Below are 26,660 nucleotides of genomic sequence, written 5' to 3'. Positions count from 1 at the left end.
ATGACTGTGAAAACTACGGTTGTTTAGGCGGCTTAGGCGGCTTTGGTTGGTCCAAGGCCTCTTGTAATTTAGCTGTAAGCTCCTTAAATAAGGCAATTTGATGGCTTGTGGCTTTCTTCTTATCAAGGTTAGCTTCAAAACGGTTGGACGAAAGCTTGCTGCTATAGGCAGTGGTATTCCATTCACTTTCGCTTGCTGATGATTTGCTACTTTCTCCCAACATACCTTCTAAAATAGAGCGCAGACGCTCAACCCGTTCGGCAGGAAACGAAGATCTCACGCTGTAATCCGTATCACTATCACGAACACTGAATTTGATTTTCTCGGTTGTTTGGGCAAAGGCTGCCGAGCCGTACCAAATCGTAAAAAGGATTAAAATGTATCTTTTCATATATTTTTTTGATCAAAGATAGCTTGATGAGTTGTGTACAGCGGTTAATGAAGTGTTAATGGAAGGTTAATGCCAATAACTAGCCACAAGTTGAACCTGCTATTGTCATTGCGAAGAATCTCTTTATGCGGTTCCTACTTCTGAAACACTAAAACTGATAACCTCTACTGGTATATAAATAAGAAGCCAATTGATAATAAGCAATGGCTTCATTGCTTAACCATTCTTCCGAACCGATCGGTTTGGAAGCCCCTGTTTTAAAATCGGGTATAAATGTACCGAGCTTTTTATTAGGATCAAGGATCACAAGCTTATTGTTTTTAATATAACCCAAGCTCTGATAAGTACTGATAAATACCCTTTGTTGTTCCTCCTTCATCATGAAAATATTTCGCCCAAAAAACTTACTTTGATAGCTGAAGTTTAGCAAACCCAGTATAGAAGGACCCACATCAATTTGTGCGGTGAGCTTTTCAAATTTACCAGGTTTAATAAGTGTTGGTGCATACATGATCATCGGTATATGATATTTGTCTACGGGTAATTCCACCTTTCCAGCACTCGATGCGCAATGATCCGCTACGATTACAAATAAGGTGTTATTGAACCAAGGCTTAAGTTTTGCTTCCCTTATAAACTTTCCAATGGCATAATCCGTGTATTTAACAGCACCCTCTCTTCCAGTATGCGATGGGATGTCAATGCGCCCCTCAGGGTAAGTATAAGGTCTGTGATTAGATACGGTCATGATATGGGCAAAAAATGGCTTTTTGTTTTCATAATCCTCGTCTAATTCCCGAAGCGAAAGCGTAAAAAGATCTTCATCAGCCACGCCCCAGGTATTTTCGTAATGGATTTCCTTGGCACTCAAAGCATTTCGGTCGGTCACCTCGTATCCATTTTGGGAGAAAAACTCGGTCATGTTATCGAAATAACCATAGCCTCCGTAAATAAACCTGCTATGATAGCCTTTGGATTGAAATACGTTACCCAATGTAAAGAGGTTGCTATTGTTTTGGCGTTTCACAATAGACTGTCCCGGTGTTGGAGGGATGCAGAGCGATAAAGCTTCCAGTCCGCGAACCGTTCTGGTACCCGAAGCATATAAGTTGGTGAACAGTAAACCCTGTTTGGCAAGCGTATCCAAGTTGGGGGTAATGCCATGGGTATTGCCATAACTGCCCAAAAAATTGGCACTTAAACTCTCTACACTGATCAGTACCACATTCATCTTTTTCTCTGGAGAATCTGCTTTGACCCATCTACTGGTATTTTGGTCTTTTGGGTTATGAGGTATAAAATCAAGGTCTTTTCTGATGATGTTCAATGCTTTTTCCATGGGAATGGTTTTGTAAAAAGTATTGTAGTCTAATTGGTTATGCCAAAAGGCAAAGCCAAAATCGTACATGCCATTTCCAGAAAGTTCATTGGCGTATTGGTTGCTGCTATGGCTCTTCCATTGATGGCTCACCAAAAAGTAAGTGGTTAAGGGCATTAGTAACCAAATGAACATCCATTTGCTACGCTTGCCAAACCGCATGGGAATGGTGGCCGATTGCCAAATTTTATTCCTTAAAGCATAAGTGATTACTGCCGAAACACCCAAAAGAATGGTTAATAGGGTATTTACGGGGTACGACTGGCGGATATTGCCAATCACTTCGGTAGTGTAAACCAAATAATCTACCGCAATAAAATTGTAGCGTACCGAAAACTCCTCCCAAAAGATATATTCCGACACCGCATTAAAAATGAGTGTAAACACCACCACAAAAAAATAAACGATCAGCAATATCCTGTTCAGTTTTTTGCCATACCATTTGCTTGGAAAAAGCCATAGGTAAATTATCAATGGTATAATGGCGTAAGATGCCGCTGCCAGATCATATATTGATCCAATGAAAAAAACTTTAATAAGATTGAAAAAGCTCCAGTCAAATGCTCTGAAAGCATAAATAAGCAATATGATCCGAGTGAGCAGCGAAGCTGCACAAAGGAGTAATATGGCAATGAGTATAGGTCCAAACCTATATTGGAAGCTATTGTTTAATTTCTTGAAACTATTGTTCATTATTCTTTTTTGGTCGAAGGACCAAAACTACTTTCCAATTCTGAAGAAAGTCTGAATTTTTGAAGCTTGGTAGGGGATGGGACTGGCCAATTTTAGCAAATCTAGTCCATTTGCTATAGTTACTATCCGTTCGGTTTTGTCATCCAGAGCACCAGCGAAGAATCTTTTTGGTGCAGTTCCTATCTTTGGTTGGGGTGGTCTATTGGAACAGAGCTTACTTTGCTTTTGACAGCGCCATTTTAACTGCCAAAAAAGCAAGCACACTGGCCATAAACCATTTCTGTACTTTAACCCAAAGCGGATTATTGGCAAAGAAGGTGGCGGCTTTGGCAGCACTTAATACAATGAGGAAATTAATGCTAAAACTTACCACAACCTGGGTAAGTCCAAGCGTTAAGCTTTGGGTAAAGATGGAACCGTAGGCAGGCTTAATAAACTGCGGGAAAAAGGATAAATAAAATACGGCAACTTTGGGGTTCAGTACATTGGTGAGAAAGCCAACGGTGAATAATTTACGGGGCTGATCAATCTTAATGTTTTGGTCTACCTCGAAAATGTTTTTGCTATTAGGTTTAATGGCTTGGTAGGCTAAATACAGAAGGTAGATAACACCCAACGTTTTTAAAACAGTGTAAGCAAAAGGTACCGCAAATAAAATGGCGGTAAGTCCAAACGATACCATGAGGATATGGAATAGAAATCCACAAATAACACCTGCAAGAGAGGTTAGTCCCGCTTTTCTGCCTTGGGTTATGGTTCTGGATATTAAATAGATCATGTTTGGCCCTGGACTAATGACCAATACCAAAGCAGCTAATGCAAAAAATAGGAGTTCGTGAATGGGAATCATGGCTTGAGGAATATGTACTCAAAGCTACCAAATAATTTGTTGTAATTTTACTGTTAAGGCAGTTTAATGGTACGGTGATAACATCAACTACAGGCTAATCTCTAATGAAAAGCAGAGATTCTTCGCTAACGCTCAGAATGAAAAAGCCAAACCCCGTGACATATTTGGGCTGATAAATCGCAATATCTATATTTGTGTATGTCCACATCCAAGTTAGCCATCTATCGTCGTAAAAGAGGATTAAGTCAAGAGCAGCTATCTGCCCTTTCTGGGGTAAGTGCCAGAACCATCCAACGAATTGAAAAAGGTACTGTAGAGGCCCACTTGGCTACCCTTAAACTATTGGCCGACTGCCTAGATGTAGACACAGAACTACTTTTGGAAAAAGAGCCCATAATTGCTCCGGCAGCAACTGCCGAAAAAGCCCACAAACTAACACCGCTGTTTCATGCCTCCGCTTTAGTAGGCATGTTTTTCCCTATTTTCAATATCATTATACCAGGCTTTTTGTGGTTTTTGAAAAAAGACGAATCACCCGAGTATGATCGTCAAGGTAAGCAGGTCATCAACTTTCAGCTCACCATGTCCTTTGCCTTTGTGCCGGCCATTTTCCTATTGGTATTCTATTTTCCGGTAGGGTTTCCCTTGGCCATATTGGTTTACTTTTACACCATGGCCATGTGTTTGGTCAACCTGTTTAGAGCCATCAATCACAAGCCCGTTCATTACCCATTGTCCTACGCTTTTTTAAAATAAGTGTCATGTAGGCTCCAAAAAGGGCAAAGTGACGTAAAGGTGTCGGGCATTTGTCGTTAAAACAAACAAGCTACTGCCCTAAATTTGTCTTAAACAATTTGAAAGATGAAAAACCTATTTACGCTAGTCTTTGCACTTTACTTTTTTCCAGCATTTGCACAAAATGTTACCAAGATAAAACAGCTTAACGGTCAATCGATAAGTGCCGAGGTCCTGCAAAAAAGGATAACACATTTGGTAGACAGTGCTAAAATTGCCGGACTGCAGGTTGCCATTGTCAACCACAATAAAACTGTATGGACTTCGAGCTTTGGATGTAAGGATATGGAGAACCAAATGCCCTTAAATGATAGTACGGTCATGTACGCCGCCTCCCTTACCAAACCAGTAAGCGCCTACCTATTCCTGCGTTTGGTTGATCGTGGAATATTCAAGCTAGACCAGCCCATACGTTCGTATTTGAAAAAGCCCATTGGCCAATACCCCAAATGGAAAGACTTGGCAGAGGATACCATATCATTCAATCGCATTACTCCTCGAATGTTGTTGGCCCATAGTTCTGGTTTGCCCGTATTGCGCCAGTTATACGGTAATAAGACCAATCTAATTGCCAAGCCGGGCGAAAAATTCTATTATTCTAACGAAGGCATCAACCTATTGGGCTTTATGGTTGAAGAATACACCGGAAAAACACTCGAAGTAATTGCCAAAGAAGAAGTTTTTGGTTCATTACAAATGCAACGGACCAGCATGGTTTGGGAAAAATCTTTCGAAAATAACTTCTCCTATGCCTATTTTAAAGATGGTAAGAAATACGGCTCCGAAAGAAGGCAAAGCAGTCGGGCCGCAGGCTCTATGACCACCACCGCTACCGATTATGCCCGTTTCTACATCCAATTAATGACGGGTAAAGGTTTGCGTAAAGCTAGCCTGCAACAAATGTTGGCCCCGCAAATAGCCGTAACCAGTAAACGTGGCTTTGGTAGTTTAAAAGACAGTTTAACACATGAAAATGATGCCATGCAATTAGCTTGGGGCCTAGGTATAGGTCTGTTCCAATCGCCTTATGGAAAAGGTTTTTTCCATACCGGACATGGCGAAGCTAACCAGAATTATGCGGTAGCCTTTCCAGAAAAAGGAATAGCGGTGGTGTTACTGAGCAATAGCGAAAACTTTGAACGTGTGAGCGCACAAATTGTAAAAGCATGTATTGGCGACACCTATTCGCCATTTAAATGGTTGGGCCATTTGGATGATTAATTAAACTTGCCTAATAAAAACCTCGCAGGCTTTAAAAACTTGTGAGGTTAGGTCTATACTATCCGTAGTCTATTCTCGTCCAGTACATTTAAAAGTCAAGAATGAAATTGGCAATTCCGTTAAACCTTTAATTAACCAAATCATCATTTTTTACCCCTCTTTTTTTCGAAAGATTTTCCTTCAACTTACCAAAGTTATAGGTAAAACCTATATAGGTTACCCTAAAAGGAGTTTGTGTGTGGACGCGGGTACTAAAGTTGCTATCTTCGGTAAAAGAGTAGTTGTTTCGCCATTTGTTAAAGAAATTATTAAAATTGACCGTAGCATTCAGTTTGTCTTTAAAAAATTTACCGCCAAAGTTAATTTGATAATAATGGATAGCTTTTTGACTATTCACCAAGGTGTAAGGAGGTCGGTTAATACCGCCACTACCGCTAATGGAGAAACTTTTGTAGAGCATTAAATAGAAGAACGTACCCAAATTTCCGCTAATGCCTTCTTGGTGCTGACTGGATATTAAGGTATTCTCTATTTTATTGTAGCGAAGGGTGAGATTAAAACCGCCTCTCAGTTTTTTAATGGAAGAAGAGAAAGAGATTAAAGAGGCGAATTCCCTGTTTCGTCCTACATTGTCATATTGCGTGGTGCTCACACCCGAAGTTTCATTAAATGTAGTGTATTGAGTGATCATGTTTCCTGAATAGGAAGCATTAAGTGCAAAAGAGAAAAAGTTTACACCTTTTAAGATCCTGTTTTGCCAAGATAGGGTGTGGATTGTTTGTGCACCCAATTCTGGATTACCAAAAGAGAGGTTCAGTGGGTCGTTATTGTTAACGAAAGGATTAAGCGTGTTGATATAAGGACGTTGTAGGCGTTTGGTATAACCAAATACCATGGTGTAACTTTTGCTAAGCTGGGTATTCATCGAAAAATCGGGGATCAATGTAGTATAGCTTTGCTTAACTTTGGTATTGGTATTAAAAAATTCACCATCCACTTCGGTATGCTCCGCACGAAGTCCAGTCCTAAAGTTTAGCTTATTTAAAGAAAAAGCTAATGAGCCATAGCCGCTATAAACCTGCTGTTTGTAGGCAAAACTATCTGAGTTGGATTCATCAGGTTCAAAAGGCTGGTCTTCGGCAGTGCGGCTCAAACTGAGGTAATCAGAATTTGCATCCCTGAAGATAAATTTGGTGCCTGTTTCAAGTTTCAGATCGGGATTAAAAGGCTGTACAAAATCTGTTTGAAAAGTATACTCCTTATTTTTTGAATAACTGTCGTTTTGCCTAAAAAGATCATCATTTGCCCTGTCCATTAAACTGCCGTAGAGCCCATCATTTTTACTGAAAAGGCCATTAAACCTAAAGCTTAACTCCTTATCGGGATTGCTTTTAAATTTCTTGATAAAATCGCTACCAATACCGTAGGTAGGAAAACTATTGCGGATGTTTTGCGTAAAAAAGTCAAGTTGTGGATCTGCATTGGTCAGATCGGTGGTAATATGTTGGGCCAACCTGCTTTTGTTATGGCCTCCACTCACGTTTCCATAAAGTACAATGGTCTGCAGTGTGTCAATATTATAGCTCATTTCAAGATTGCCATTGTTTAAAAAACGATTGGCTACTTGATTGCCTTCCAAAAATCGTCTTTGGTAGAACGAAGGCTGTAGAGGTAGGGTTTCGCTGGATACCTTTGATTTATTGTTGTGGTTACCGCTTAAAAAATAGGTTCCTGTGACGGCGAATTTACCAGAGCGGACACTGAAATTGGTGCTTGTTTGATAATTGATGTTCGAATAATAGGCGTTTACAAAACCATTATAGCCAAAAATGGCTTTTTTGGTAATGATGTTGATCAGGCCGCCAATGCCCTCTGCATCATATTTTGCCGAAGGAGAAGTGATGACTTCAATTTTAGCTACTACTGCTCCGGGGAAGCCTCTCAATGCATCCTTGGTGTTTTGGGCAAACATGGCGGTTTCGCGTCCGTTTAGTAGTACTTTATAGTTGGTTTGTCCATTCAGTTGTACATTTCCTTCGCCATCTACGCTTAACATGGGTATGCGTCGCATTACATCGCTAATGTTCTCACCTTTGGCCGCTTCGTCCTGTTCCACATCATAAACCAATTTATCTTTTTGTTGGCTAATTAATGGCTTTTTGCCAATAACATTAACCTGTTTGAGCTGATTGGCAGCAGGTTGAAGCCAAAAGTTTTGAATGCCTATTGTTGTCGCTGAAATTTTGAGCTTTTTGATCAATTGGTTATAGCCAACAAGTTGTATAGAAATCTGGTAAATTCCAGTATCTAAACTTAGGGTAAACAATCCCGTAGTATCAGAAGCGGTATGGATAGCGGGTTTGTTGAGCTGGTCGGTTTTTTGAAAGCTTGCCCTGGCATAGGGAAGTAGTTGGTGGTTGATGCTGTCTTTAACCAATCCCTGGAACCTGATTTTTTCTTGGGCGTGTGCCGCTTGAGCAGCAAAACATATTAAAAACAATGCGGTGGTTTGGATGATAAGTGAAATACGTTGTAGAAAATTTTGATCCATAAAGGTTGGTTTCTACAAAAGACACGACGGTTTTTATTTTCGTTGCACCAATGGGGCAACTATGTACGAGTTTTTTCGTACATGTGTGTTTTTTGTTCAATTATCATCATTTCTATTTGTTAAATTTTATTTTTAGTTTGCTTGTGTTTGGATCAGTACTGATATAGTTTAGACCTAACTACAGATTAAATAGTATGACTAACAAATTATACGGCGCTAAGTCGATCATAAAAGGTAGCGGTTTTATCAACCTTGATGCTGATTTTATTGCAAGTGGGGGCGAATTATTGTTTATAGACAAAGATTGCTTTCTGACAGGTTTAAATGGCTCGCCTTCGACGTTGTTTATCGTGCCAGATTTTAATTTTGAAAGACTGCCAGCCAAACTATCTCAGGAAATTTATAAGGTCAAAAAAATAATTTTACAAGAAAGCTTTTCAGTTAGCCTTAAACAAGATCATTTTTATGCTGTCCCAGATTGGTTGCCGAATTTTAAAGAAATTGAATATGTTGATTTGCGTGGGGCATGTTTGGATAATCTTGACATTCTAGCAATGTTACCGATAAAACATTTCGCTTTTAGCAATACCGCACACACTAATATTGAAAAGTTAGTTGAAGTATTCGTGGCTTTTAAGAACTTGGTAGATGTTAATTGTGATGAATTGCTTTACAAGGACCTGATGGATGGGTTTGAAAAAAATCTTTGAAAATAGAGATTAGAATGATACAAGAACAAGAGTAATTATTCTAGCTTGTCCTTTATTTATAACAAACCACAGGTTAAGTGATACTGGTCTGGGTAGTGAATATAATAAATTAAAGAAGCGAGGCGATAGAGGTCAATAAGGAAATAATTATGGTAATAGAATTTGTTTATTTGTTATGGCATGTTCATGAAGATAAAGATTTAGAACATGGACAAGATATTAAATTAATTGGAGTTTACACATCCAATGAAAAAGCAGAAAAGGCCCTTTTTAGAGCAAAAAGATTAGATGGCTTTAAAGATCATCAAGATGGTTTTGAGATCTCAGAATATAAATTAGATAGAGATGAATGGACTTCTGGATTTGTTACCGAAAAATAATACCCCAGCTTTGGTGCAAGTTTTGTGTGTGGTTTATTGTGGGAAGACTTGTGACTATTTATTGGCAATTGCTTAATATTGTCTATGGTGTATTAGACATTTGATAGGCAGATGAGATGTTACTTCCTTTCTTCAGTATTATCATCACATCCCCTAACTACAAGCCAACCCATTAAATTTTATCTTTGGATAAGTATATCTTCCTATTTTGGTGTCATTAACCATAATACCGAATGTTTTAAGCCCGAAATTTGAATTTAATGCCAGACACAGAGATCGTACAGTTGTTCAAGGAAATCCAACGTGGAGACAAAGCGGCATTTGATGAACTTTTCAAACACTACTATCACAAACTGGTAGCCTTTGCAAGGCAATACACCAAACAACAGGAAAGTGCTGAGGAAATTACTTCCGAGCTTTTTGTAAAGCTCTGGCTAAAACGCAATGCACTTTCCAAAGTACTCAACCCCGAAGTTTACCTTTATATCTCTGTAAAAAACGCTTGTCTTAACTTAATTAGGTCTGATAAAAGACGGACAACGCTATTTGTCCAAAATGAAGAAGATGAGGGTTTCGAAGTGCTTTCAAATGGACACACCACACTATTGGAAGATAAGGAACTACGTAAACTGCTCGACTCGGCAGTAGCATCCCTACCCGAGCAGCGTAAAATGGTATTTAAGCTCATCAAAGAAGATGGACTTAAAACCGCTGCGGTGGCGCAAATATTGGGCATATCCAAACGCACTGTTGAAAACCAGCTATACAAAGCCATTAAAACATTGGCCGAAGCCCTGAGCGTTTATCTGGGCTACCATCCACAATCAAAAGCAGCTAAAAAACAACAGTTGCGCGATCTATCTTTATTATTTTTTTAAGGGGCAGTAAGTAAATCCCTCAAAACAGTTGTCCTTAAGGTATAAGCACCAAATCATGGAAAGAGATACCTTCATCGCACTGCTCAGTAAAAAGCTCTCTCAGGAAATTGCTGAGGCCGACCAAGCACTTTTGAATGATGCGCTTCAGAACAACGAAGAATATCAACAACTGGCCACTCAGCTAGAACACTACTTTAACCAGCGAACGAAAAGAAATACACCCGCTAAATCACTTGAGCAAGTTTGGGCCGCCATTGGCGAAGCAGAGAAGGGAACGCCTATCGATCAGTTTAACTACAGTGCAACAAAGCAATCGGTACTTTCCGTTACATGGTTAAAAATAGCGGCCATGTTGGTCCTCGTTTTAGGGCTGGGCTTTTTAAGCTACTATTGGTTAAACCGCAGCAATAAAAACTTTGAAGCCCTAGCCGCAACCAACCAAAAGGTTTTTAAGGTACTGGCCGACGGTACCCGTGTTTGGTTGAACAAGCAAACCACCATTACCTATAACCATGATTTTGGTAAACGCCAACGGGAGATATTTCTTGATGGAGAAGCCTATTTTGATGTGGTTAAAAATTCAGAAGTTCCGCTGTTTATTCATGCGGGCGATATAGACATTGAGGTAAAAGGAACAGCGTTTAATGTGAATGCCTACCATGGAACCCATCAGGTACAGGTAGCCTTGGTTAGAGGGGCAATAGCCGTAACCGATAGACAAAATGCTGGCCATAGCGTACTGCTTAAACCCAATGAAAAGCTCGTATTCGTTCCTAAAACCATTACACAAAGCGAAAGTAATTTTAAGGTGATGGCCATTAAGCCCAACCTATTGAACCGGGAAATTAGCTGGACTACAGACACCATTACCTTTAATAAGGAAAAACTGAAAGATTTGGCCCTGCGTTTGGAAAAGAAATACGACGTGAAAATTGACATCAAAAGCGAAGTGCTAAAAGAAAAACGTTTTAGCGGAACATTTACCAACCAAACCCTGCAGCAAGCTTTAGATGCCCTTAAACTTTCCTATCCGTTCACCTACACCATCAACAACCGATGGGTAACGATCAAGGATTAAGGAATGAAGAAAGCCACACTATTTGCATTTACGTGTTTTATTGGCCTTTCTGTATTTGGGCAAGACCGAAAATTGAATTTACGTCAGCAAAATATTCCCCTGCCTTTGCTGTTCAAAAAAATTCAGGAACAGTGCGCCTATACCTTCGTTTATAGCGACGAAGTGGTTTCCGATACCATAACCGTTTCTGTAAATGCAGAACGTACACCCGTTTCCAAGGTGCTGGAAAATATTCTTCCGGCCAAAAAGCTCTTTTATCAGATGCTTTCTGAAAATATGATCGTGATCGGGAGCGAAAATCTGCTGAATAAACAGGGAGATGTCAGCAAAGCTTCCATGCTAACCGGCGAGGTAATAGATCAGGAAGGCCAAGTGATGCCTTTTGCTACCGTCATGCTTTTTGAGGGTACCAAACAAGTAAACGGCGTCATAGCCAATGATCACGGAGCATTCCAGTTTCATCACCTTTTAAAAACAGGAAATCTGTATGTGCTCAAAGTATCTTCCATGGGCTACGAAACCACCCAGCTTAGTTTTTCGGTTGCAGAAAATTTGCCCAAAGCCTTTGGAAAGATCAAGCTCAAGCAAAGTGCCAAAATGCTTAAAGAAGTAAATGTAAGTGGGAGCCAAAAAATTATAGAAATGGACGGCAGTAACCTTATTTTTAATGTGTCCAAAAGTATTAGTGCACAAGGCACCAACGCACTCGAGCTACTGGGTAGGGCACCGGGGGTAAGCGTGGGCACCGACAACAGTATTTCGCTGAATGGAAAAGCAGGGGCAGCGGTGCTTATTGATGGCAAGCAAACTTATCTCTCCAACAGGGAAGTGGCAGAATTGTTGAAATCCATGTCGGCCTCAGAAATCAAATCTATAGAAATCATCAGCAGCCCAAGCGCAAAGTACGATGCTTCGGGCACTGCGGGCATTATTAACGTACGAACCCAAAAATCCAACGTGCAAGGTTTTAATGCCGCATTAACAACAGGATTGAGTTATGGCGTGTATCTCAGAAATAATCAGGATCTGGCCCTAAGTTTCAGAAAAAACAAACTGAGCATCTTTGGAAATTATAGCCACTTTCTGGGTTATTATTCCTATTTGTATGGTGGCGATCGAATCCAGGAAGGTAAATTTTATAACAGCTTTACCGACGATATTGACAAGCGCAAGAAAATGGGTTCGAGGTTGGGTGCCGATTATGCCATTGATAAAAACCATACCGTAGGCATACTGCTGAACGGAAACTTTTTGTTTGGTGGCGGCATTACCGATACCAGAACAGATATTGGGCAGGCGCAAAGTACCATCATTGACCAAACACTAACCGCCATTAACGATTATTACCATCAACAAACCCAACGTTACAACGTTAATTTGAACTACAAGTACGAAGATACTTTGGGGACCATTGTAAACTTTGATGCCGACTATGGCGATTTTACCAAAGGTGCGGGCAACTTGCAGTCCAATAAGTACACGGCTAGCGACCAAACGGTCATTAGCGATAACCTGTACCGTTCATTAAATGCGATAGATATTGGTTTAAGGGCCGTAAAAGCCGATTATACCACCAAGCTTTGGAAAGGGAAATTGGAAACCGGATTGAAATACTCTTCCGTATCGGCCGATAATGATTCAAAGTTTCTGGAAATTAAGCCGGATGGCGAGTTCATTGACCCCAACAGGTCAAACAGGTTTGTTTATCGCGAAGAAATTGCGAACGCCTATGTCAACTATCAGAAAACCTTTGGCAAATGGCAGCTGCAGGGAGGTTTAAGGGTAGAGCGTACCGCCTCCAAGGGCAAGTTGGATGAAGCCTCTTCGGTGTTCGGCAATATTAAGGTAACCGAGCGGAACTATACCAATTGGTTTCCCTTCTTTTCCGCTGCGGTAAAACCTAGTGCTTCCCATAACTTTTCGTTGAGCTATTCCCGCCGAATTGATCGACCGGCCTATCAAAACCTTAATCCATTTATTTACCTGCTGGATGAACTTTCTTTTTGGCAGGGAAATCCCTTTTTGGAACCGCAGCTCAGTCATCGGGTACTATTACAATATGCCTATAAAAACGCTACCATATTAGGGCTTAGCTATACTTATACCGATAAGTTTAGCGTAGAGGTAACCGATGCTGTAGACGATACCAAAATAGTAATGGTTCCCCGTAACCTGGGCATACAGCAACATTTGGCACTAACCTTAACCCAAACCCTACAACCCTACAAGTGGTGGAACATTACCTTTAACGGAACGCTTTTCGGACTTCATAATGATATTGACTTTGGCGGTGGACGAAAACTCAATTTAAAGCAATTAGCAGGTAGGCTAAACTTGCAGCAAAACTTTAAACTGCCTTACCAGTTAACGGCAGAGGTTATGGGTATCTATAATTCGAAAAAGTTAGCGGGAGCCAACCAGTTCCCCAATGCCACCAGTCAAATTGATTTGGGTTTGCAACGTAATTTTATGGATAACAAAGCTACCCTACGACTCATTTTCAGCGATATCTACAAAGGAACCAAGGCCAGCTCCACTCAACAGGTGCAGGGGCTTTACATCCATAATTACAGCTATTTCGAAACCAGACAGGTGAGACTTAATTTCAGCTACAGATTCAGTAGTGGAAACTCCAAAGGTCCGCGGAACAGAAGTTCGGCCTTAGAGAACGAGCAGGGTAGGATTAAATAGCAAAGTAAGACTTACGAAGTTTTCAAACGGCGAAGCCCTCAACTTTGCCTTTGAAAACCATAAGCAATTAAAATTAAACTTTGTAAGTCTCCTCTAAGATTAAAGTACAAACTTCTCTAGCAGTTCTCTCTCCCTTTGAGGGAGAGCCGAAGCATAGCGAGCTCATTGATACCAAAACATAATAAACTAACTATTAATAGATGCCGAAGGACAGAGAGAGTTTATTCCGGCAGCTTTTCTATCCTTTCGTACCGATTATTTGTCATTTCGTCCGGATTTCTTTTCCTATTGACTAATAAAAAGGGAGCTTTATCACATGATAGGTGACTATTAAGAAGTTAATTGGTCTGTTTTGACATAAAATTAAACAAGGGAATCATGAAAAATGAAACTGTAAAAAAAGCAAGTATCCTGTTGCTCGCTTTTCTGATCCATGCCGTTGGCTGTGCACAGAATATCAGCGATGTCTATATTAAAGATATTCCCACAGCAGCAGATTATACTGCTGATTTTGAAAAAGTGTCCAAGGTGGTAGATGAAAAATATACGCATCTTAAAGCTAAAGGATTAGATGGTACCTCGTTTCGGGAAAAGTATATGGTATTGGTGAAAGATGCTAAAACCAATCTAGAATATGGAGATATTCTGCTTCGTTATTTTGCAGAATTAAAAAACAGCCACTCCAATGCAATCTTTAAGAAGTATTATAAAAACTGTATGGCATCGCTAATAGAGGGCCGAATATTCCTTTCCTATTTAGGTGATAGTCTTTTCATTAAGCAAGGAATTAAAGAAAAGGATGAGATTCTAAAAATCAATCATATTCCTGTATTGACTTATATTCAGAACCAAGCCGAATACACCTCGGCATCAACCGATTTACATAGAGAATATTTAACAGTGAGCGGTCTTTTTTCTAGCTATTATGAAGGGAATAGGACCTATACCTTTAGCACATCCTCAGGTGAAAAAGAGGTAACAGTTCACTTTGATGAGGCCCCTATAAAGGAAATGAGTAAATCGGTAAAACCGCCACTTAAAGTAGAACACAAAATATTAAATGATAGTGTTGCCTATATTGCGATATTAAGTATGACCGGAAATGTAGTGGAAGAGTTTGCTGCTGCATTTGATACTTTGTCGAAAAAGCAGTTTCTCATCATTGATTTGAGAAGGAACCAAGGCGGAAATTCTGGTTACTCAGAAAAAATTGCTGAATATCTGATCAAAAAGGGACAAAAGGCTTGTGTAAGCAATCGTTGGTTAAGTCCGAAAGGCAATTCCTATAAGGGGAAACTCTTTTTGCTTACAAGCCCATATACCGTTTCCGCCGGTGAAAGCTTTGCACTCGACTTGTTGGAAAGTGGAAATGCTACCATAGTGGGTATGCCAACAGCTGGCGATACTGGTAATCAACCTCAATTTTATCATAGCAAATTAGGTTATAGCTATTGGTTCCCTTCCCGAAATAAAGCTCAGGTATCACCAAAAGGTTTTCCGATGGAAGGAACAAGTATTCAACCGCATTATACAGTATTTAAAACAATCACTGATTTTTTAGCAAATAAGGATACCGTATTGAACTATGTTTTAAACATCATTAGTAAAAAATGAAATTCGAGTAATTTTCTTCGAGTCTGTATGATACTTAAAACCTGCAAGGTTTAGTTTCTATAAACGGACTACGGCTTCAACAAACCCTCCAATACCTTTTTGCCATGTTCATTATCAGGACTTAAGGCAATGGATTTTTGATACATGGCAATAGCTTCCGTTTTCTTGCCCAATTTCAATAGCGCTTCACCATAGCTATCAAAAGCATTTCCACTTTGAGGAAAAAGATGGGTGTTTAGCTTAAGGATTTCCAAAGCATCTTTTAAGTTGCCGTTAGCCATCATTCGATAACCCCATTCGTTGATTTCAAACTCATTAGGGATAAACAATGGATTGGTCTTTTTCTGTTCTTCAGCAAAAGGAATGGCTTTGTCAAACCCAATTTTTCTTAAGGAAATCTTCATTAAAGTAATTGGCGAGGCTTTGGGAATATCTGTATTATAACATCCCGCCAGTTCTTCCAAGAAATCTTCTGGATAGCTTCCGCCCAGATTAGTGAGTACAATTACAGCTAAATCATCGTCTGGATAAACCAAAAAGGCAGCTCTTCCACCACCAGACATGCCTACAGCTTTGTGTTTTGCCCTAAATCTGTTTAGGCCCCAGCCCAAGGTCCAAGGTGTGCCTGTGCCATTGTTAAATTGCCCTTGCGACCACATGGTGTCTATACTGGATTTGGATTTTAGGAGTTTTCCATCCTGCAAAGCGATGATCCATTTGGCCATATCTTCAGCGGTACTGTTAAGCCCCGAAGCCGTTCTCCTGAAGTAGGGAAATTCGTAGTAGTTGTTAATGAGTTTAGGTGTGGCCAATTGTTGCCCGTCAATATTGCTTCTGTAAAAATAGGTGGGTGCAAAATGTGGGATCACATCACGGGAATCTCCAAATACAGTGTTCTTCAAAGCTGCGGGTTGAAATTGTTGCTGTTCAAATACTTCTTGGAAAGTCTTTGAAGAAAATTTATCAATCAGTTTTGCTAATAAATAAGCATTGGTTTGGTTATAGTTAAATCTTTCGCCAGGAATAGAAAGCATGGGCATCGTTTTCAACTTCTCCCAAAAAGCAGCCTCGGTGCTATTGGTCAAACCTCCTGTCCTTGAGTCCAATAAACCTAATCCATCAGGCAAACCAGAGGTGTGGGTAAGTAATTGTTTAATGGTTACCACAGGCCATATAGTAGGTAAATCGTTCAGATAAGTGGAAACAGGTTTCGAAAGATTGATTTTTCCCCGTTCAACCAATTGCATAATCGCCACGGCAGTAAAAACCTTAGTACAGGAGTTGATGGCAAAAATAGATTGGTCGGTTACAGGAACATTGTCTTGAACATTGGCAATCCCATAAGATTTACTCAGCACTATTTTTCCTTTGCTCACAATGGCCACCTGTAATCCTGGGATTTTTCTTTCCATCATTTCTCTTTTGATGATGGTATCAACGGCAGTATTAGTTTGGGCAAATAAGTTTGAAGTCGTAATTAATAGGACTAGAAACAGGAAGGTTTTTCTCATTGTTTACGTTTTTCATTAGACACCAAAAAGGAGTAAATGTTGCATAGGACCTATCATCTTTCCTCCTCATCAAGAAGAATCGAAAACTATTTTTTACCTTTGCCAATCAATCGCAAAGAAATTGAGTCATGTAATTGCTAACACATAACCTATTAATGGTCTTTCCCGCTCGGGAAGGAGGCAATTTTCTATTTTTTTAATTTAAAATATTGATACATGGCTATATCACAAAAATATGGTCGTACCTATCACTATCCTTTTTCGCCAGGGACCACTAGCGATGATAGAATAGCGCACGACTATTGGGAAAAAATTCAACGCATTCCCAATTTAATTCATACCGAGAAATTGGATGGCGAAAATAATTGCTTATCCAAATATGGAGTGTTTGCACGTTCGCATGCAGCACCAACAACTTCTCCATGGACAGCAAGCATTAGACGTTACTGGCAAAGCATCAAAAATGATTTGGGTAATTTGGAGATTTTTGGAGAGAACTTATATGCGATTCATTCCATCGAATATCGTCAACTAGAACATCATTTCTATGTTTTTGCTATTCGAGAATTTGACCATTGGTTAAGTTGGGAAGAAACACAATTTTATGCTGGACTGCTCGATTTACCTACTGTTCCGGTACTCAAGAGGGAAAAAACTCCTCAAGATCAACCGCTGTTTCAGCAGGAAATATTATCGCTGGTAGAAGGGCGTGGCAGCTTTGAACCTTATGATGTAATGGATGAGCAACCAGCAACCATCGAAGGAATTGTTAGTAGAAATGAAGAGGCTTACTTGGTAGATGATTTTACTGACAACCTATTTAAATATGTTCGTAAGGGACATGTAAAAACAAATGAACATTGGACACGACAATGGAAAAGAGCACCATTGTTAAATGAAGGAGGTAGGTATGTGGACCATTTATAATAGCAAAAATTGGAGCGATTTAGCGCAGCGGTTTGATTGGGTAAAACGCATGAACGAGGTTCCTCAGGATTCTCGTTATCATGCAGAGGGAAATGTAGCTGTACATACGCAAATGGTATTAGATGCATTACAGGTACAAGACGATTTCCTTCAACTAGAAGAACAAGAACAAGAATTGTTGTGGGCGGCAGCTTTATTGCACGATGTAGAGAAATATAGCACTACGGTTGAAGAGGCTGATGGAAGCATCACTTCTCATGGACATGCCCGTAAAGGAGCGCAGTTTGCAAGGAAATTGCTATACAAAGAACTGCCAACGCCGTTTGAATTTCGAGAACAGATAGTGGGTTTGGTACGTTATCACGGTTTGCCAATTTGGTTGTTTGAAAAGCCAGACCCTTTGAAAACTTTGATAAGGGTGAGTATGGAAGTAAATACTAAATGGCTTGCTTTGTTGGCTAGAGCTGATATGTTAGGTCGAATTTGTGAAGATCAAGAAGAGATGTTGTATAGGGTAGCATGTTTTGAAGAATTTTGCAAGGAGAATAATTGTTGGGGACAAGCACGGAACTTTGTATCGGCTGATGCAAAAATGTATTACCTCCAAAATGAAGAAGCTTATGTAGATTACGTTCCTTTTGAGCCCGCTAAATTTGAAGTGATAATGTTAAGTGGTTTACCTGGTGCAGGAAAAGATACATTTATTAAAAAGAACTATGCTGATTGGCCTGTTATTTCATTAGATGAACTGCGGACAGAGAAAGGTATTGCTCCTGATGATAAAAAAGGCAATGGCCAAATTATTCAGGAAGCAAAGGCAAGAGCAAGGGTGTTTTTACGTGACCAAATTTCTTTCATTTGGAATGCGACCAATACCACAAATCAAATGAGAATGCAATTGATAGACTTGTTTTTAACTTATGATGCTAATGTAAAAATAATTTACCTCGAAGTTCCATACGAAAATTTGCACATACAGAATAAAAATCGTGAGGCTATAGTGCCTAAAGCAGTTTTGGATAAACTTGCAAATAAGCTGGAAGTACCTGTAGGATGGGAAGCACATCAGGTGGTTTATCACATTGGGTAGTTTACTTCACTAAAATAGGGTTGCCATATTTCTACAATAGAATGTGGCAACCTTTTAGATGATTGCTTTTCCTTGATCTTATTGTTATAGCCCATTGCGGTATGGTCACAAGCCAATCATAGGCTAATCTAGTGGGAAGTATGTACAAACTTTCCCAAAAGCTTCTTTCTCCTTTTGAGGGAGAGATGTTTGAAGAACAGAGAGGGTATTTGGAATGATAGTAACATTGAAAATTTTTCATAACTTCGTCGCCCCTAAAATTTTATTGGTTTAGCTTCCCTTCTCATGAAACGATTTTTATATGGTATCGACTTCGGTACCACCAATTCTGCTTTGGCTATTTACGACGAAGATTCGAAAGAAATACACAGTACCATTATTATCCCTTCGTTGATTTATTTTTATCACCAGCTAAACACCGGAGCCGAGAAAAATTACGTAGTGGGAGAGGATGCCATTAATGCTTATCTGAATGATGGCATGAAGGGACGTTTCATAAAATCCATTAAGCAGATATTATCACGAAGCAGCTTCACCGAAACCCGTATCCACAATAGGCGATACAATGCCTCAGATCTAGTGGCAATCATTTTAAAAGAACTGAAAAGTAGGGCCGATCAAATAGTCGGGCAAAATGTGCAGAAAGCAATTATTGGAAGACCAGTGTTTTTTGACGACGATAATGTACAGAAAGATACTTTGGCGCAAAATAGATTAAACAAAGCGGCTGAAATTGCAGGTTTTACACAAGTGCGTTTTCAATTTGAGCCCATCGGTGCGGCCTTTGCCTACGAGAAAACCTTAAGCAAAAAGGAACATGTTTTAGTGGGTGATTTGGGCGGAGGTACCACCGATTTTACTTATTTAATACTTGATCCAGCTAAAGTTGGAAGTAAAGACCGGAAGAAAGACATGATGGCTACAGGCGGAATCTATATTGGCGGCGATAGTTTTGATTCGGCTTTTATGTGGGAACGCGGAACACCTTATTTTGGTAAACATACTACCTACGAGGCTACGCCCGGAAAAGTGCTTACGGTACCCAAATCTTTATTTGCCAATATTTGCTCCTGGGACCAAATGAACTTCTTTAATGGGCAGCGTATTAAAAAAGATATCGACGACTATTATTATTTCTCAGGCAAAGACCGAAAGTTTAAAAACCTGATTACCCTTATCGAAAACAACTTGGGCTATTCGGTATTTCAAGCCATCGAGAAAACAAAGATCACCTTATCAAGCGAAGCGCAAACCCGCTTTACCTACCATCAAATGGAAATCGATATTGAGGAGGAAGTTCTATTGACCGATTATCAACAGATCATTAAAAAGGATGTGGACCGTATTGCCGCCTACCTTGACGAGTTTATGTTGGCAAACCATATCGAAGTGTCAAAAATTGATAGTTTGTTTTTAACAGGAGGTACCTCAATGGTGGCAAGCATTCAGGAATTGTTTAAAAGCAAATTCCCGCACTTGGCCCTCAATTCTGGAGACAACTTTAAAAGTGTGGCCAAAGGTTTGGCCTATAGTGGCTATCTATTCGAAGACTAATACGTACAAAGTAATTCGTATATCTGGAAAAACTTCATATTCAGGTAAACTTTGATTACTTTGTAATCTCATTTACATTTAATTATAAACGTTCGTGCTTAAATAGCTAGCTCCAATTTAAACCATGGGATTATTTGATTTCTTAAAACCAAAGAAAAAGCGAATTGATGATGAAACATTCAATTCAGAACAGTATCGCAGAGAAATTTTGGCATTTGCAAAAACCATCTATTTTGAACAAAAACTGCAGTACGAAAATGTAGAGGTTGCCTTACAGAAACAAGGGTTAGATGGACCTCAAACTGCTCAAGTAATCGAAAGTTTGAAACGTTTGAACGAACATGCAGTAACAGATTTTAATCAGGCACTAGATTCTGGAGAAATTGTAGATATTAAAATTACACCAAATCCAGAGCATGTCAAAGGGAACGTAGAACCGGATCAAGTAGACAAATATATAGGGTACGGAGCTTTTCAAATGGAAAGAGGCGATTTGGAAAATGCACTCGAATTGTTTGATAAAGCTTTGGAATTGGATGAACATGCAACGTTGGCCTATGCCAATAAAGGCTCACTTTATGTTCAGAAAGGAGATAAAGCGCAAGCTTTGGATTATTTTAATAAGGCATTGGCGATAGAGCCAAATCATGTTGGAGTATTGGAAAATAAAATGGATTTGCTTTATGATATGATGACTGAAGAAAATGAAGGCGAGTTTATCAATACTGTAGAAAAGATTCTTGAGAACGATCCGGAGCATCCAAATGCCCTCATTTACATCATTCAATTTAATCTTAAAAATGGTAAGGTACAGGCCGCACTGTCATCGGTAAAAAAGCTTTTTGCCAATTATCATAGCGAGCATATGGCTATTCAATTACTGTTAGCAACCTTTTCCATGCTGCCTGAAGCCGAGTCAATCAAAGAGTTTGATCATTACCACCAAACCTTAATGCCTGATGCACAATATCAATTAGGTTACTGTAAAGGTTTGCACTTACAAAGCCTAAACAAATTTGAAGAGGCAATTGCCGTTTTCGATAGTTTAAATAAACTTCAACCTTTCTCTTGGAGTTACTATCAAATGGCAATTATTAAGAATCTGCAATCTGAAACCGAAGAATGTTTGGCTCTATTAGAACAGACATTTAATTTAGAACCTGAATTGAAGGAAGATGCTAGGCAGTTCCCACATCTCCAAAACTTATGGAATGATCCAAGGTTTATCGCAATTACACGATAAATATTCATTTCGAACTATTGATCTTAGAACCTCGCAGATTTTAGGAAGTCTGCGAGGGATGTTATTCAAGAAGTTTGAAATTTAAATGTAACTACTTGAACAACTTATCAATCTCATTCCTCCTTTCAGGACTAACCCCATAAAACTCCGCCAGCAAATCTAAAGAACTAGGTTTTTTAGGATAAGCATTATGGTTAAGGAAATTCCGCAGCGCAAGATTCACTTTGTCCTCGCCAATCAATTCACTGAGTTTTACCATGGCTACCGCTCCTTTAGAATAGGAGATATGGCTGTTGTTGGCGGTTACTTTGTAAAGAGGTTGATTTTCCGAAAAGCCCTTTTCCGCATCGTAAATCTGTCGGTGCATTTTCACCCTTTCCTGCATTTTGGCTTTACCGTGCATTTTTTGGTATAGCATCATCTCGGTGTACATGGCCAAGGTCTCAGTAAGCATCACAGCTCCCTCTCTGTCATCAGGGTTAATCCCACTATTGCCCCACCACAAATGGGAAAGCTCGTGTCCGGCAAGCTCATTGATCACGTCCTGTTTCTTATCCGCATGAATGTTGGAGTGAAAGATCATGTCTTCGGGCATAAAAATGGCAGATGGATAGGCTGTTGCGGCAAAGCCTCGGGTAAATGAAGAAACTTCTGCAAAATTAATGCTATTGAAAGGATATTTCCCAAAATTACGGGTACAGTAATCTAGCGTAAGCTGAGCGTTTTTAAGTAAGTGTGTAACGTTTTCGTAATGCTTGGGGTGATAAAAAACGTTAATGGCAATGCCTTGGTAACTGGCCGACTGTTTTTGATAAACAGCCGAAGAAAGTCCAAAACGAAAAGGAATGCTATTGGCCACGTACTGAAAATAATTTCGCCCTCCACTTTGCCATTGCTTTTGCAGGTCGCCTGTACCTACGGCTGTTTGTGCAGCTTCGGTAGAAATGGTCATGTCCAAATTGATGAAATCCTTTTGGTAAACCGCAGCTTCTGTTACTTTTTTAATGGGTTTAAGTTTTGCCAGACCAAATGCCGATCGTTCCTTTTCATCCTGTAGTTGATAACCTGTCTGATAGCCAATGCCCGGAAAGTATCTGCTTACCCTCAAGAAAGTACCATTTTCAATAATGCTGTTAAAAGGCTGATGCCCGTTTGAAGGAAACCACTGATAGGCAATTTTAAAAGTCAAAACGGCACTTTCATTGGGTTGCAAAGCCTGGGGTAATTGAACTTCCGAAATGCGTTGGTCAATATTTAAAGACCTATCGCCAACTTTTAATTGCGCCGATTGTAGGTTTAGATCGGGATGAAAATGGAATAGGATGCTTTTAATGGCTTTATCGCTAAGATTTTCCAGTTGGTAAGTCCCTTCAATACGATACGAATGTTGGGAAGGAAACAAATGAATATTGGTTTTTACCGAAGTAATGGTAGGTTGGGGCAGCTTTTCAAATTTTTGGTACTGCTTTTCATATTGAGCCGCAAATTGTTGCGCTGCCCATTTCTGCTTAGGTTCATAACCGGTTAGAAAGGCTTTTCCAGAGAAAAGGCCGACAGCTGATAACGCTATTCCATAGCAAAGGCTAGCTAGCCGAAACTTCCTGTTTTTGAATAAGCTAACAAACAAAACGATGAACAACATAATGCAGACACCAAAAATTAGCCTTAAGGCAAAAGAGCTGGCATAAGGACCGAAACCATTAAAGTCGCTAAACTCTCCTTTGAAATCGGAGAATATCCGAAGCAAAGGATTAGCAAATATTTTTTTTGCAATGGGGGGAAAAACTAACAGCAAGGCCAAAATAGAAATCCCTAAAGCCAAAAACTTATTCCTACTCACCTGATTAAGCCATATCAATAAGCCAGCAAATAACATTAATGGAAAGGTGCAAAATAGGAACACGCCCAAGTAGGCTTCCCAATCGATATGGAAATAATGGTACATCCATTGAAATATCAGCCCTTCTATGATCAATAGTATGGAGAAGAATAAAAGTAAGATGGAAATAGAAATGAAATGTCCCTTTGCTTTGGTATTGGAAAAATAAGTGCTGTTTTCGATGAGCGAAAACCTCGAAGCATGGCTTCTCCAAAACACATCGTTTACAAAATACACCAAAATAAGCATACCTATTAAATGGAAATTCTGCATAATGGTGGTGGCCATTAATCCCGCACTAGCATATTTCTGTGGAATGCGAATACCCTTTTCAATTTCGGCATACATTTCCATCCCACAATTAAAAAGTAATAACAATGAAATGGCAACGATGCTAATGCTCTTAAACAAATAGGTACAGTCTTTTTTGGCAAATGATAAGATGGACTTTAGGCTTTGAGGAAAATCAAAATAGGTGTTTGTTGTAAACAGCTTGGCCGTATTGCTGGGTAAGGCTGTAGTTTTTGATTTGTTGTTTTTTCTTTTGCCAGATGCCGGAGAAAAGGAGAAGGAAAAATAACCAAGGATTAAAAATAGTGCAGAAAGCAGGGTGAAAATGAAATGGTTGAGCATTACATAACCGCCAAAAGGCACCGATATCGTATTCCTCTGCGCCGGACTAAAATCTCGGCTTTCAAAAAAATAAGCTGAAAGCCCAAAAGGGTCTAAAATGGCCGATATTTTTTGCGCAGTAATAGATTGAGGAAGTGCCCCAGCCATAAAAGGCGAGTTGGAAAAGAGCAACGACACCATGTAAACTACATAAAGCAACAAACCACCCACAATAACCAATAGTTTTTTACGGGTAGAAAAAGCCATTAGAAACAATACACTACAAACCAAAAACGAATTAAAAATACCGAAGGTTAACAGGGGCAACAGGTAGTGCATCAAATGAAAACCTGCTTTAATTTCTGTTCCTGTCCGCATTTGCTGACCAATGGTAAAGCCAATCATCATCATCGTAAAACAGCAGAAGGTAATGACAAAGAATGCCAGAAATCTACCTTTTAAATAAGCCAGTTTTGAAACTGGAAGCGAGAAAATAATGGCATCCGAACCGGAATCAAATTCTTTAAATAACAGTTGGTTAGCAATTACAGTAGCCATAAAGATAATGGAAAGGCTTAGCAATCCTGTCATAAAACCAATGGTGTAGGGCGAATTGAGGTAAACCCCTTCACCAACGGTAAGATTAAACTGTGAGCCTGTAAACACACCGAAAGCCAGCAAAGCCAAAATAATCAGCACATTGGCAAGTCTTTTTCTGATTTGCCTGAAATCAAAGTTGAAAAATGGGTTCATGGTACCAATGTTTTAGTGTGCAGACAATGAAAATAAACATGCTCAAGGCTAGGATTGATAGCTTCGAAACCACTGATGGATATATCGGAAAACACGGTGATATGCATTTCTTTTTCGATCAGCTGGTGACTGATAACTTCATGCTCCGATTGATAGCTTGCCAACTCATGCTTGTCAATTTTCTTGCTCCAAATTTTTCCTTCAATTTGTGCCAGCATTTCTTTTGGCCTGCCTTTTTGTAAAATCTCTCCTTGATTCATCACGGCCATTTCACTGCAGAGGTTCCTTACATCTTCAACCAAATGGGTCGATAGTATAACAATTACTTCCTCGCTAATTTCACTTAATAAAGTATTGAAACGGTTACGTTCCTCGGGGTCCAAACCGGCAGTAGGCTCATCAACAATAATAATTTTAGGATTGCCCAAAAGTGCCTGTGCTACACCAAAACGCTGTTTCATGCCGCCCGAAAAGGTATGAACTTCCTTTTTGTTGAACTCTTGGAGGTTTACTTTCTCCAATAAATTAAGGATTTGGTTTTTGCGTTGCGAAGCATCTTTAATGCCTTTCAATATGGCAATGTGATTCAGTAAATCATAAGCATTAACCTTAGGATATACCCCAAAATCTTGGGGCAAAAAGCCAAGATGCTTTTTGATTTCCAGTGGATTTTTAACCACATCCACTCCGTTGAAGAAAATGCTTCCCGAAGTAGGTTTTTGTAGGGTGGTAATGGTTTTCATTAAAGATGACTTTCCTGCGCCATTGCGGCCCAGCAGTCCAAACATGCCGTTGCCAATTTCAAGGTTGACATTGCGGAGGGCCTGATGTTGATTGGCATACACCAGGTTTAAATTTTGAATAACAAGGGTGTTCATTTTTAAAAAGTTTAGGCAATAAAAGGTCAGGCAACGCTTTTCGTTGCTTTAAAAATTGATATGTTTTTTGTTTATCTCTCGGTGTATTCCAGTATATCGCCAGGTTGGCAATCCAATATTTTACAAATGGCTTCCAGCGTATCAAAGCGGATGCCCTTAGCTTTTCCCGTTTTTAAAATAGAAAGGTTAACAGGTGTAATTCCCAGTTTTTCTGCCAATTCCTTGCTCTGCATTTTTCGCTTGGCCAACATCACATCTAAATTTACTACTATCGGCATATCGTTAAATAAATAAATCCTGTTCCTTTTGTAAGCTAACGCCCTGGGCAAAAATCCCCGCAAGGAAAAACGCGAAAATACCCAAAAAGAAATGGACAAGCCCCAAACCCCAAATGATAGTTTCTACAGGAATAAATAACGAGGCAAGTATGGAAACGGGCAGGGGCACAAAAATGTTGAGCACATAAAATCTTTTAAGTTCTACAATGTTTTCCCTAGTGAACAATTTAGGTTGCAAAAACACCTTGAAAACCCTTGCGGCCATCCAAAAGAAAATACCGTAAAGCGATAGAGGTAGTGCAAAGGCAACAATAATATAAGCGGCATTATTGTCTACAATCATAAAAGGTTGTTCGGTAAAGGGAAAAAAGATACGCAGAAACTGTCCGTTACTATAAGCCTGGCTGCCCAAGCCGGTCACGATACAAAATATTGAATAAAGGACAGAACCTAGATAGCCTGTAGCAAGTACTAAGCTGATATAATATAAAATCTTGGCGATGAATTTGGTTTGTTGCATAAAATCGCTATTTAAATAATCAATGCAAAAATATAATTAATTATCGTAAAACAATAATTAATTGTTGTATTTTTTTATTTTGTGTTTGGTAGGCTATTCTTTGAGATTGGATTATTATCCTTAAATTGTAACTTGATGAGCGATGTAGCTTTCAGGTGTATGAACATTTTAGCACCTCATTTGTA

Annotated in this window: 21 protein-coding genes; 12 read left to right on the top strand and 9 right to left on the bottom strand. The window is 39.4% G+C overall.

The window, feature by feature from the left end; all coding sequences use genetic code 11:
* Nucleotides 1–13: 13 nt before the first annotated feature.
* From ABDV71_RS17715 to ABDV71_RS17705, 3 genes are all read right to left on the bottom strand, one after another.
* Nucleotides 14–391 carry a hypothetical protein gene (locus ABDV71_RS17715; protein WP_343534951.1) on the bottom strand — a complete coding sequence of 126 codons (378 nt, stop codon included), beginning with the start codon at nt 389–391 and terminating at the stop codon, nt 14–16.
* A 148-nt stretch (nt 392–539) separates the two neighbouring features.
* The gene (locus ABDV71_RS17710; RefSeq protein ID WP_343534949.1) at nt 540–2,462 is read right to left on the bottom strand and encodes an LTA synthase family protein; all 1,923 of its coding nucleotides are present in this window, start codon (nt 2,460–2,462) and stop codon (nt 540–542) included.
* Between the two features lie 214 nt (nt 2,463–2,676).
* Entirely contained in the window at nt 2,677–3,312 is a 636-nt protein-coding gene (locus ABDV71_RS17705; RefSeq protein ID WP_343534947.1) for a LysE family translocator, read from the bottom strand.
* Between the two features lie 198 nt (nt 3,313–3,510).
* On the opposite strand from ABDV71_RS17705, the gene ABDV71_RS17700 reads away from it, so the two are divergent.
* Nucleotides 3,511–4,068, top strand: a complete 558-nt coding sequence (locus ABDV71_RS17700) for a helix-turn-helix domain-containing protein (protein WP_343534945.1) — start codon at nt 3,511–3,513, stop codon at nt 4,066–4,068.
* Between the two features lie 105 nt (nt 4,069–4,173).
* Nucleotides 4,174–5,328, top strand: a complete 1,155-nt coding sequence (locus ABDV71_RS17695; RefSeq protein ID WP_343534943.1) for a serine hydrolase domain-containing protein — start codon at nt 4,174–4,176, stop codon at nt 5,326–5,328.
* Between the two features lie 127 nt (nt 5,329–5,455).
* On the opposite strand, the gene ABDV71_RS17690 is transcribed toward ABDV71_RS17695, so the two are convergent.
* Nucleotides 5,456–7,879, bottom strand: coding sequence for an outer membrane beta-barrel protein (locus ABDV71_RS17690; RefSeq protein ID WP_343534941.1), 2,424 nt, complete (start codon nt 7,877–7,879; stop codon nt 5,456–5,458).
* Nucleotides 7,880–8,073: 194 nt separating this feature from the next.
* On the opposite strand from ABDV71_RS17690, the gene ABDV71_RS17685 reads away from it, so the two are divergent.
* The 6 genes from ABDV71_RS17685 to ABDV71_RS17660 all read left to right on the top strand — a co-directional run bounded on the left by ABDV71_RS17685 (nt 8,074) and on the right by ABDV71_RS17660 (nt 15,230).
* Nucleotides 8,074–8,589: a hypothetical protein gene (locus tag ABDV71_RS17685; RefSeq protein ID WP_343534939.1), complete on the top strand. Its 516-nt coding sequence runs from the start codon at nt 8,074–8,076 to the stop codon at nt 8,587–8,589.
* A 149-nt stretch (nt 8,590–8,738) separates the two neighbouring features.
* On the top strand, nt 8,739–8,969 hold the full coding sequence (locus ABDV71_RS17680; protein WP_343534937.1) for a hypothetical protein: 231 nt from the start codon (nt 8,739–8,741) through the stop codon (nt 8,967–8,969).
* A 260-nt stretch (nt 8,970–9,229) separates the two neighbouring features.
* Entirely contained in the window at nt 9,230–9,847 is a 618-nt protein-coding gene (locus ABDV71_RS17675; RefSeq protein WP_343534935.1) for an RNA polymerase sigma-70 factor, read from the top strand.
* Between the two features lie 55 nt (nt 9,848–9,902).
* On the top strand, nt 9,903–10,925 hold the full coding sequence (locus tag ABDV71_RS17670; RefSeq protein WP_343534933.1) for a FecR domain-containing protein: 1,023 nt from the start codon (nt 9,903–9,905) through the stop codon (nt 10,923–10,925).
* 3 nt (nt 10,926–10,928) lie between these two features.
* Nucleotides 10,929–13,616, top strand: a complete 2,688-nt coding sequence (locus ABDV71_RS17665) for an outer membrane beta-barrel family protein (protein WP_343534931.1) — start codon at nt 10,929–10,931, stop codon at nt 13,614–13,616.
* Nucleotides 13,617–13,994: 378 nt separating this feature from the next.
* On the top strand, nt 13,995–15,230 hold the full coding sequence (locus ABDV71_RS17660) for a S41 family peptidase (protein ID WP_343534929.1): 1,236 nt from the start codon (nt 13,995–13,997) through the stop codon (nt 15,228–15,230).
* Nucleotides 15,231–15,298: 68 nt separating this feature from the next.
* Here the strand turns inward: ABDV71_RS17660 and ABDV71_RS17655 are convergent, their stop codons facing one another.
* The gene (locus ABDV71_RS17655; protein WP_343534927.1) at nt 15,299–16,741 is read right to left on the bottom strand and encodes a serine hydrolase; all 1,443 of its coding nucleotides are present in this window, start codon (nt 16,739–16,741) and stop codon (nt 15,299–15,301) included.
* A 216-nt stretch (nt 16,742–16,957) separates the two neighbouring features.
* On the opposite strand from ABDV71_RS17655, the gene ABDV71_RS17650 reads away from it, so the two are divergent.
* The 4 genes from ABDV71_RS17650 to ABDV71_RS17635 all read left to right on the top strand — a co-directional run bounded on the left by ABDV71_RS17650 (nt 16,958) and on the right by ABDV71_RS17635 (nt 21,555).
* Nucleotides 16,958–17,668, top strand: coding sequence for an RNA ligase family protein (locus ABDV71_RS17650; RefSeq protein WP_343534925.1), 711 nt, complete (start codon nt 16,958–16,960; stop codon nt 17,666–17,668).
* Nucleotides 17,652–18,758, top strand: coding sequence for an AAA family ATPase (locus ABDV71_RS17645; protein ID WP_343534924.1), 1,107 nt, complete (start codon nt 17,652–17,654; stop codon nt 18,756–18,758). Before ABDV71_RS17650 ends, ABDV71_RS17645 begins: the two co-directional genes overlap by 17 nt.
* A 285-nt stretch (nt 18,759–19,043) precedes the next feature.
* The gene (locus ABDV71_RS17640) at nt 19,044–20,312 is read left to right on the top strand and encodes an Hsp70 family protein (protein WP_343534922.1); all 1,269 of its coding nucleotides are present in this window, start codon (nt 19,044–19,046) and stop codon (nt 20,310–20,312) included.
* A 124-nt stretch (nt 20,313–20,436) separates the two neighbouring features.
* Nucleotides 20,437–21,555: a tetratricopeptide repeat protein gene (locus ABDV71_RS17635; protein WP_343534920.1), complete on the top strand. Its 1,119-nt coding sequence runs from the start codon at nt 20,437–20,439 to the stop codon at nt 21,553–21,555.
* Nucleotides 21,556–21,646: 91 nt separating this feature from the next.
* Here ABDV71_RS17635 and ABDV71_RS17630 read toward each other — a convergent pair whose 3' ends face one another.
* From ABDV71_RS17630 to ABDV71_RS17615, 4 genes are all read right to left on the bottom strand, one after another.
* Complete coding sequence (locus ABDV71_RS17630) at nt 21,647–24,799, bottom strand: M1 family aminopeptidase (protein ID WP_343534918.1); 3,153 nt, start codon at nt 24,797–24,799, stop codon at nt 21,647–21,649.
* Nucleotides 24,796–25,677 (bottom strand): ABC transporter ATP-binding protein, encoded by an 882-nt coding sequence (locus tag ABDV71_RS17625; protein ID WP_343534916.1) that lies wholly within the window; start codon nt 25,675–25,677, stop codon nt 24,796–24,798. The genes ABDV71_RS17630 and ABDV71_RS17625 overlap by 4 nt, the downstream gene beginning before the upstream one ends.
* 71 nt (nt 25,678–25,748) lie before the next feature.
* Nucleotides 25,749–25,955 carry a helix-turn-helix transcriptional regulator gene (locus ABDV71_RS17620; protein WP_343534914.1) on the bottom strand — a complete coding sequence of 69 codons (207 nt, stop codon included), beginning with the start codon at nt 25,953–25,955 and terminating at the stop codon, nt 25,749–25,751.
* A gap of 4 nt (nt 25,956–25,959) precedes the next feature.
* A complete protein-coding gene (locus ABDV71_RS17615; protein ID WP_343534912.1) occupies nt 25,960–26,475 on the bottom strand; it encodes a hypothetical protein in 516 nt (171 codons plus the stop codon).
* Between the last annotated feature and the right edge of the window lie 185 nt (nt 26,476–26,660).

Source organism: Pedobacter sp., assembly GCF_039594775.1.
Taxonomy (GTDB): Bacteria; Bacteroidota; Bacteroidia; order Sphingobacteriales; family Sphingobacteriaceae; genus Pedobacter.
This window is presented reverse-complemented; position numbering and strand designations above follow the sequence as displayed.

What these genes read in the sequence shown, in the direction of transcription:
- ABDV71_RS17715 (WP_343534951.1), bottom strand. Translation starts at nt 391, where the DNA reads ATGAAAAGATACATTTTAATCCTTTTTACGATTTGGTACGGCTCGGCA.
- ABDV71_RS17665 (WP_343534931.1), top strand. Translation starts at nt 10,929, where the DNA reads ATGAAGAAAGCCACACTATTTGCATTTACGTGTTTTATTGGCCTTTCT.
- ABDV71_RS17675 (WP_343534935.1), top strand. Translation starts at nt 9,230, where the DNA reads ATGCCAGACACAGAGATCGTACAGTTGTTCAAGGAAATCCAACGTGGA.
- ABDV71_RS17700 (WP_343534945.1), top strand. Translation starts at nt 3,511, where the DNA reads ATGTCCACATCCAAGTTAGCCATCTATCGTCGTAAAAGAGGATTAAGT.
- ABDV71_RS17660 (WP_343534929.1), top strand. Translation starts at nt 13,995, where the DNA reads ATGAAAAATGAAACTGTAAAAAAAGCAAGTATCCTGTTGCTCGCTTTT.
- ABDV71_RS17710 (WP_343534949.1), bottom strand. Translation starts at nt 2,462, where the DNA reads ATGAACAATAGTTTCAAGAAATTAAACAATAGCTTCCAATATAGGTTT.
- ABDV71_RS17625 (WP_343534916.1), bottom strand. Translation starts at nt 25,677, where the DNA reads ATGAACACCCTTGTTATTCAAAATTTAAACCTGGTGTATGCCAATCAA.
- ABDV71_RS17640 (WP_343534922.1), top strand. Translation starts at nt 19,044, where the DNA reads ATGAAACGATTTTTATATGGTATCGACTTCGGTACCACCAATTCTGCT.
- ABDV71_RS17630 (WP_343534918.1), bottom strand. Translation starts at nt 24,799, where the DNA reads ATGAACCCATTTTTCAACTTTGATTTCAGGCAAATCAGAAAAAGACTT.
- ABDV71_RS17650 (WP_343534925.1), top strand. Translation starts at nt 16,958, where the DNA reads ATGGCTATATCACAAAAATATGGTCGTACCTATCACTATCCTTTTTCG.
- ABDV71_RS17615 (WP_343534912.1), bottom strand. Translation starts at nt 26,475, where the DNA reads ATGCAACAAACCAAATTCATCGCCAAGATTTTATATTATATCAGCTTA.
- ABDV71_RS17655 (WP_343534927.1), bottom strand. Translation starts at nt 16,741, where the DNA reads ATGAGAAAAACCTTCCTGTTTCTAGTCCTATTAATTACGACTTCAAAC.
- ABDV71_RS17670 (WP_343534933.1), top strand. Translation starts at nt 9,903, where the DNA reads ATGGAAAGAGATACCTTCATCGCACTGCTCAGTAAAAAGCTCTCTCAG.
- ABDV71_RS17645 (WP_343534924.1), top strand. Translation starts at nt 17,652, where the DNA reads ATGTGGACCATTTATAATAGCAAAAATTGGAGCGATTTAGCGCAGCGG.
- ABDV71_RS17705 (WP_343534947.1), bottom strand. Translation starts at nt 3,312, where the DNA reads ATGATTCCCATTCACGAACTCCTATTTTTTGCATTAGCTGCTTTGGTA.
- ABDV71_RS17695 (WP_343534943.1), top strand. Translation starts at nt 4,174, where the DNA reads ATGAAAAACCTATTTACGCTAGTCTTTGCACTTTACTTTTTTCCAGCA.
- ABDV71_RS17690 (WP_343534941.1), bottom strand. Translation starts at nt 7,879, where the DNA reads ATGGATCAAAATTTTCTACAACGTATTTCACTTATCATCCAAACCACC.
- ABDV71_RS17620 (WP_343534914.1), bottom strand. Translation starts at nt 25,955, where the DNA reads ATGCCGATAGTAGTAAATTTAGATGTGATGTTGGCCAAGCGAAAAATG.
- ABDV71_RS17685 (WP_343534939.1), top strand. Translation starts at nt 8,074, where the DNA reads ATGACTAACAAATTATACGGCGCTAAGTCGATCATAAAAGGTAGCGGT.
- ABDV71_RS17680 (WP_343534937.1), top strand. Translation starts at nt 8,739, where the DNA reads ATGGTAATAGAATTTGTTTATTTGTTATGGCATGTTCATGAAGATAAA.
- ABDV71_RS17635 (WP_343534920.1), top strand. Translation starts at nt 20,437, where the DNA reads ATGGGATTATTTGATTTCTTAAAACCAAAGAAAAAGCGAATTGATGAT.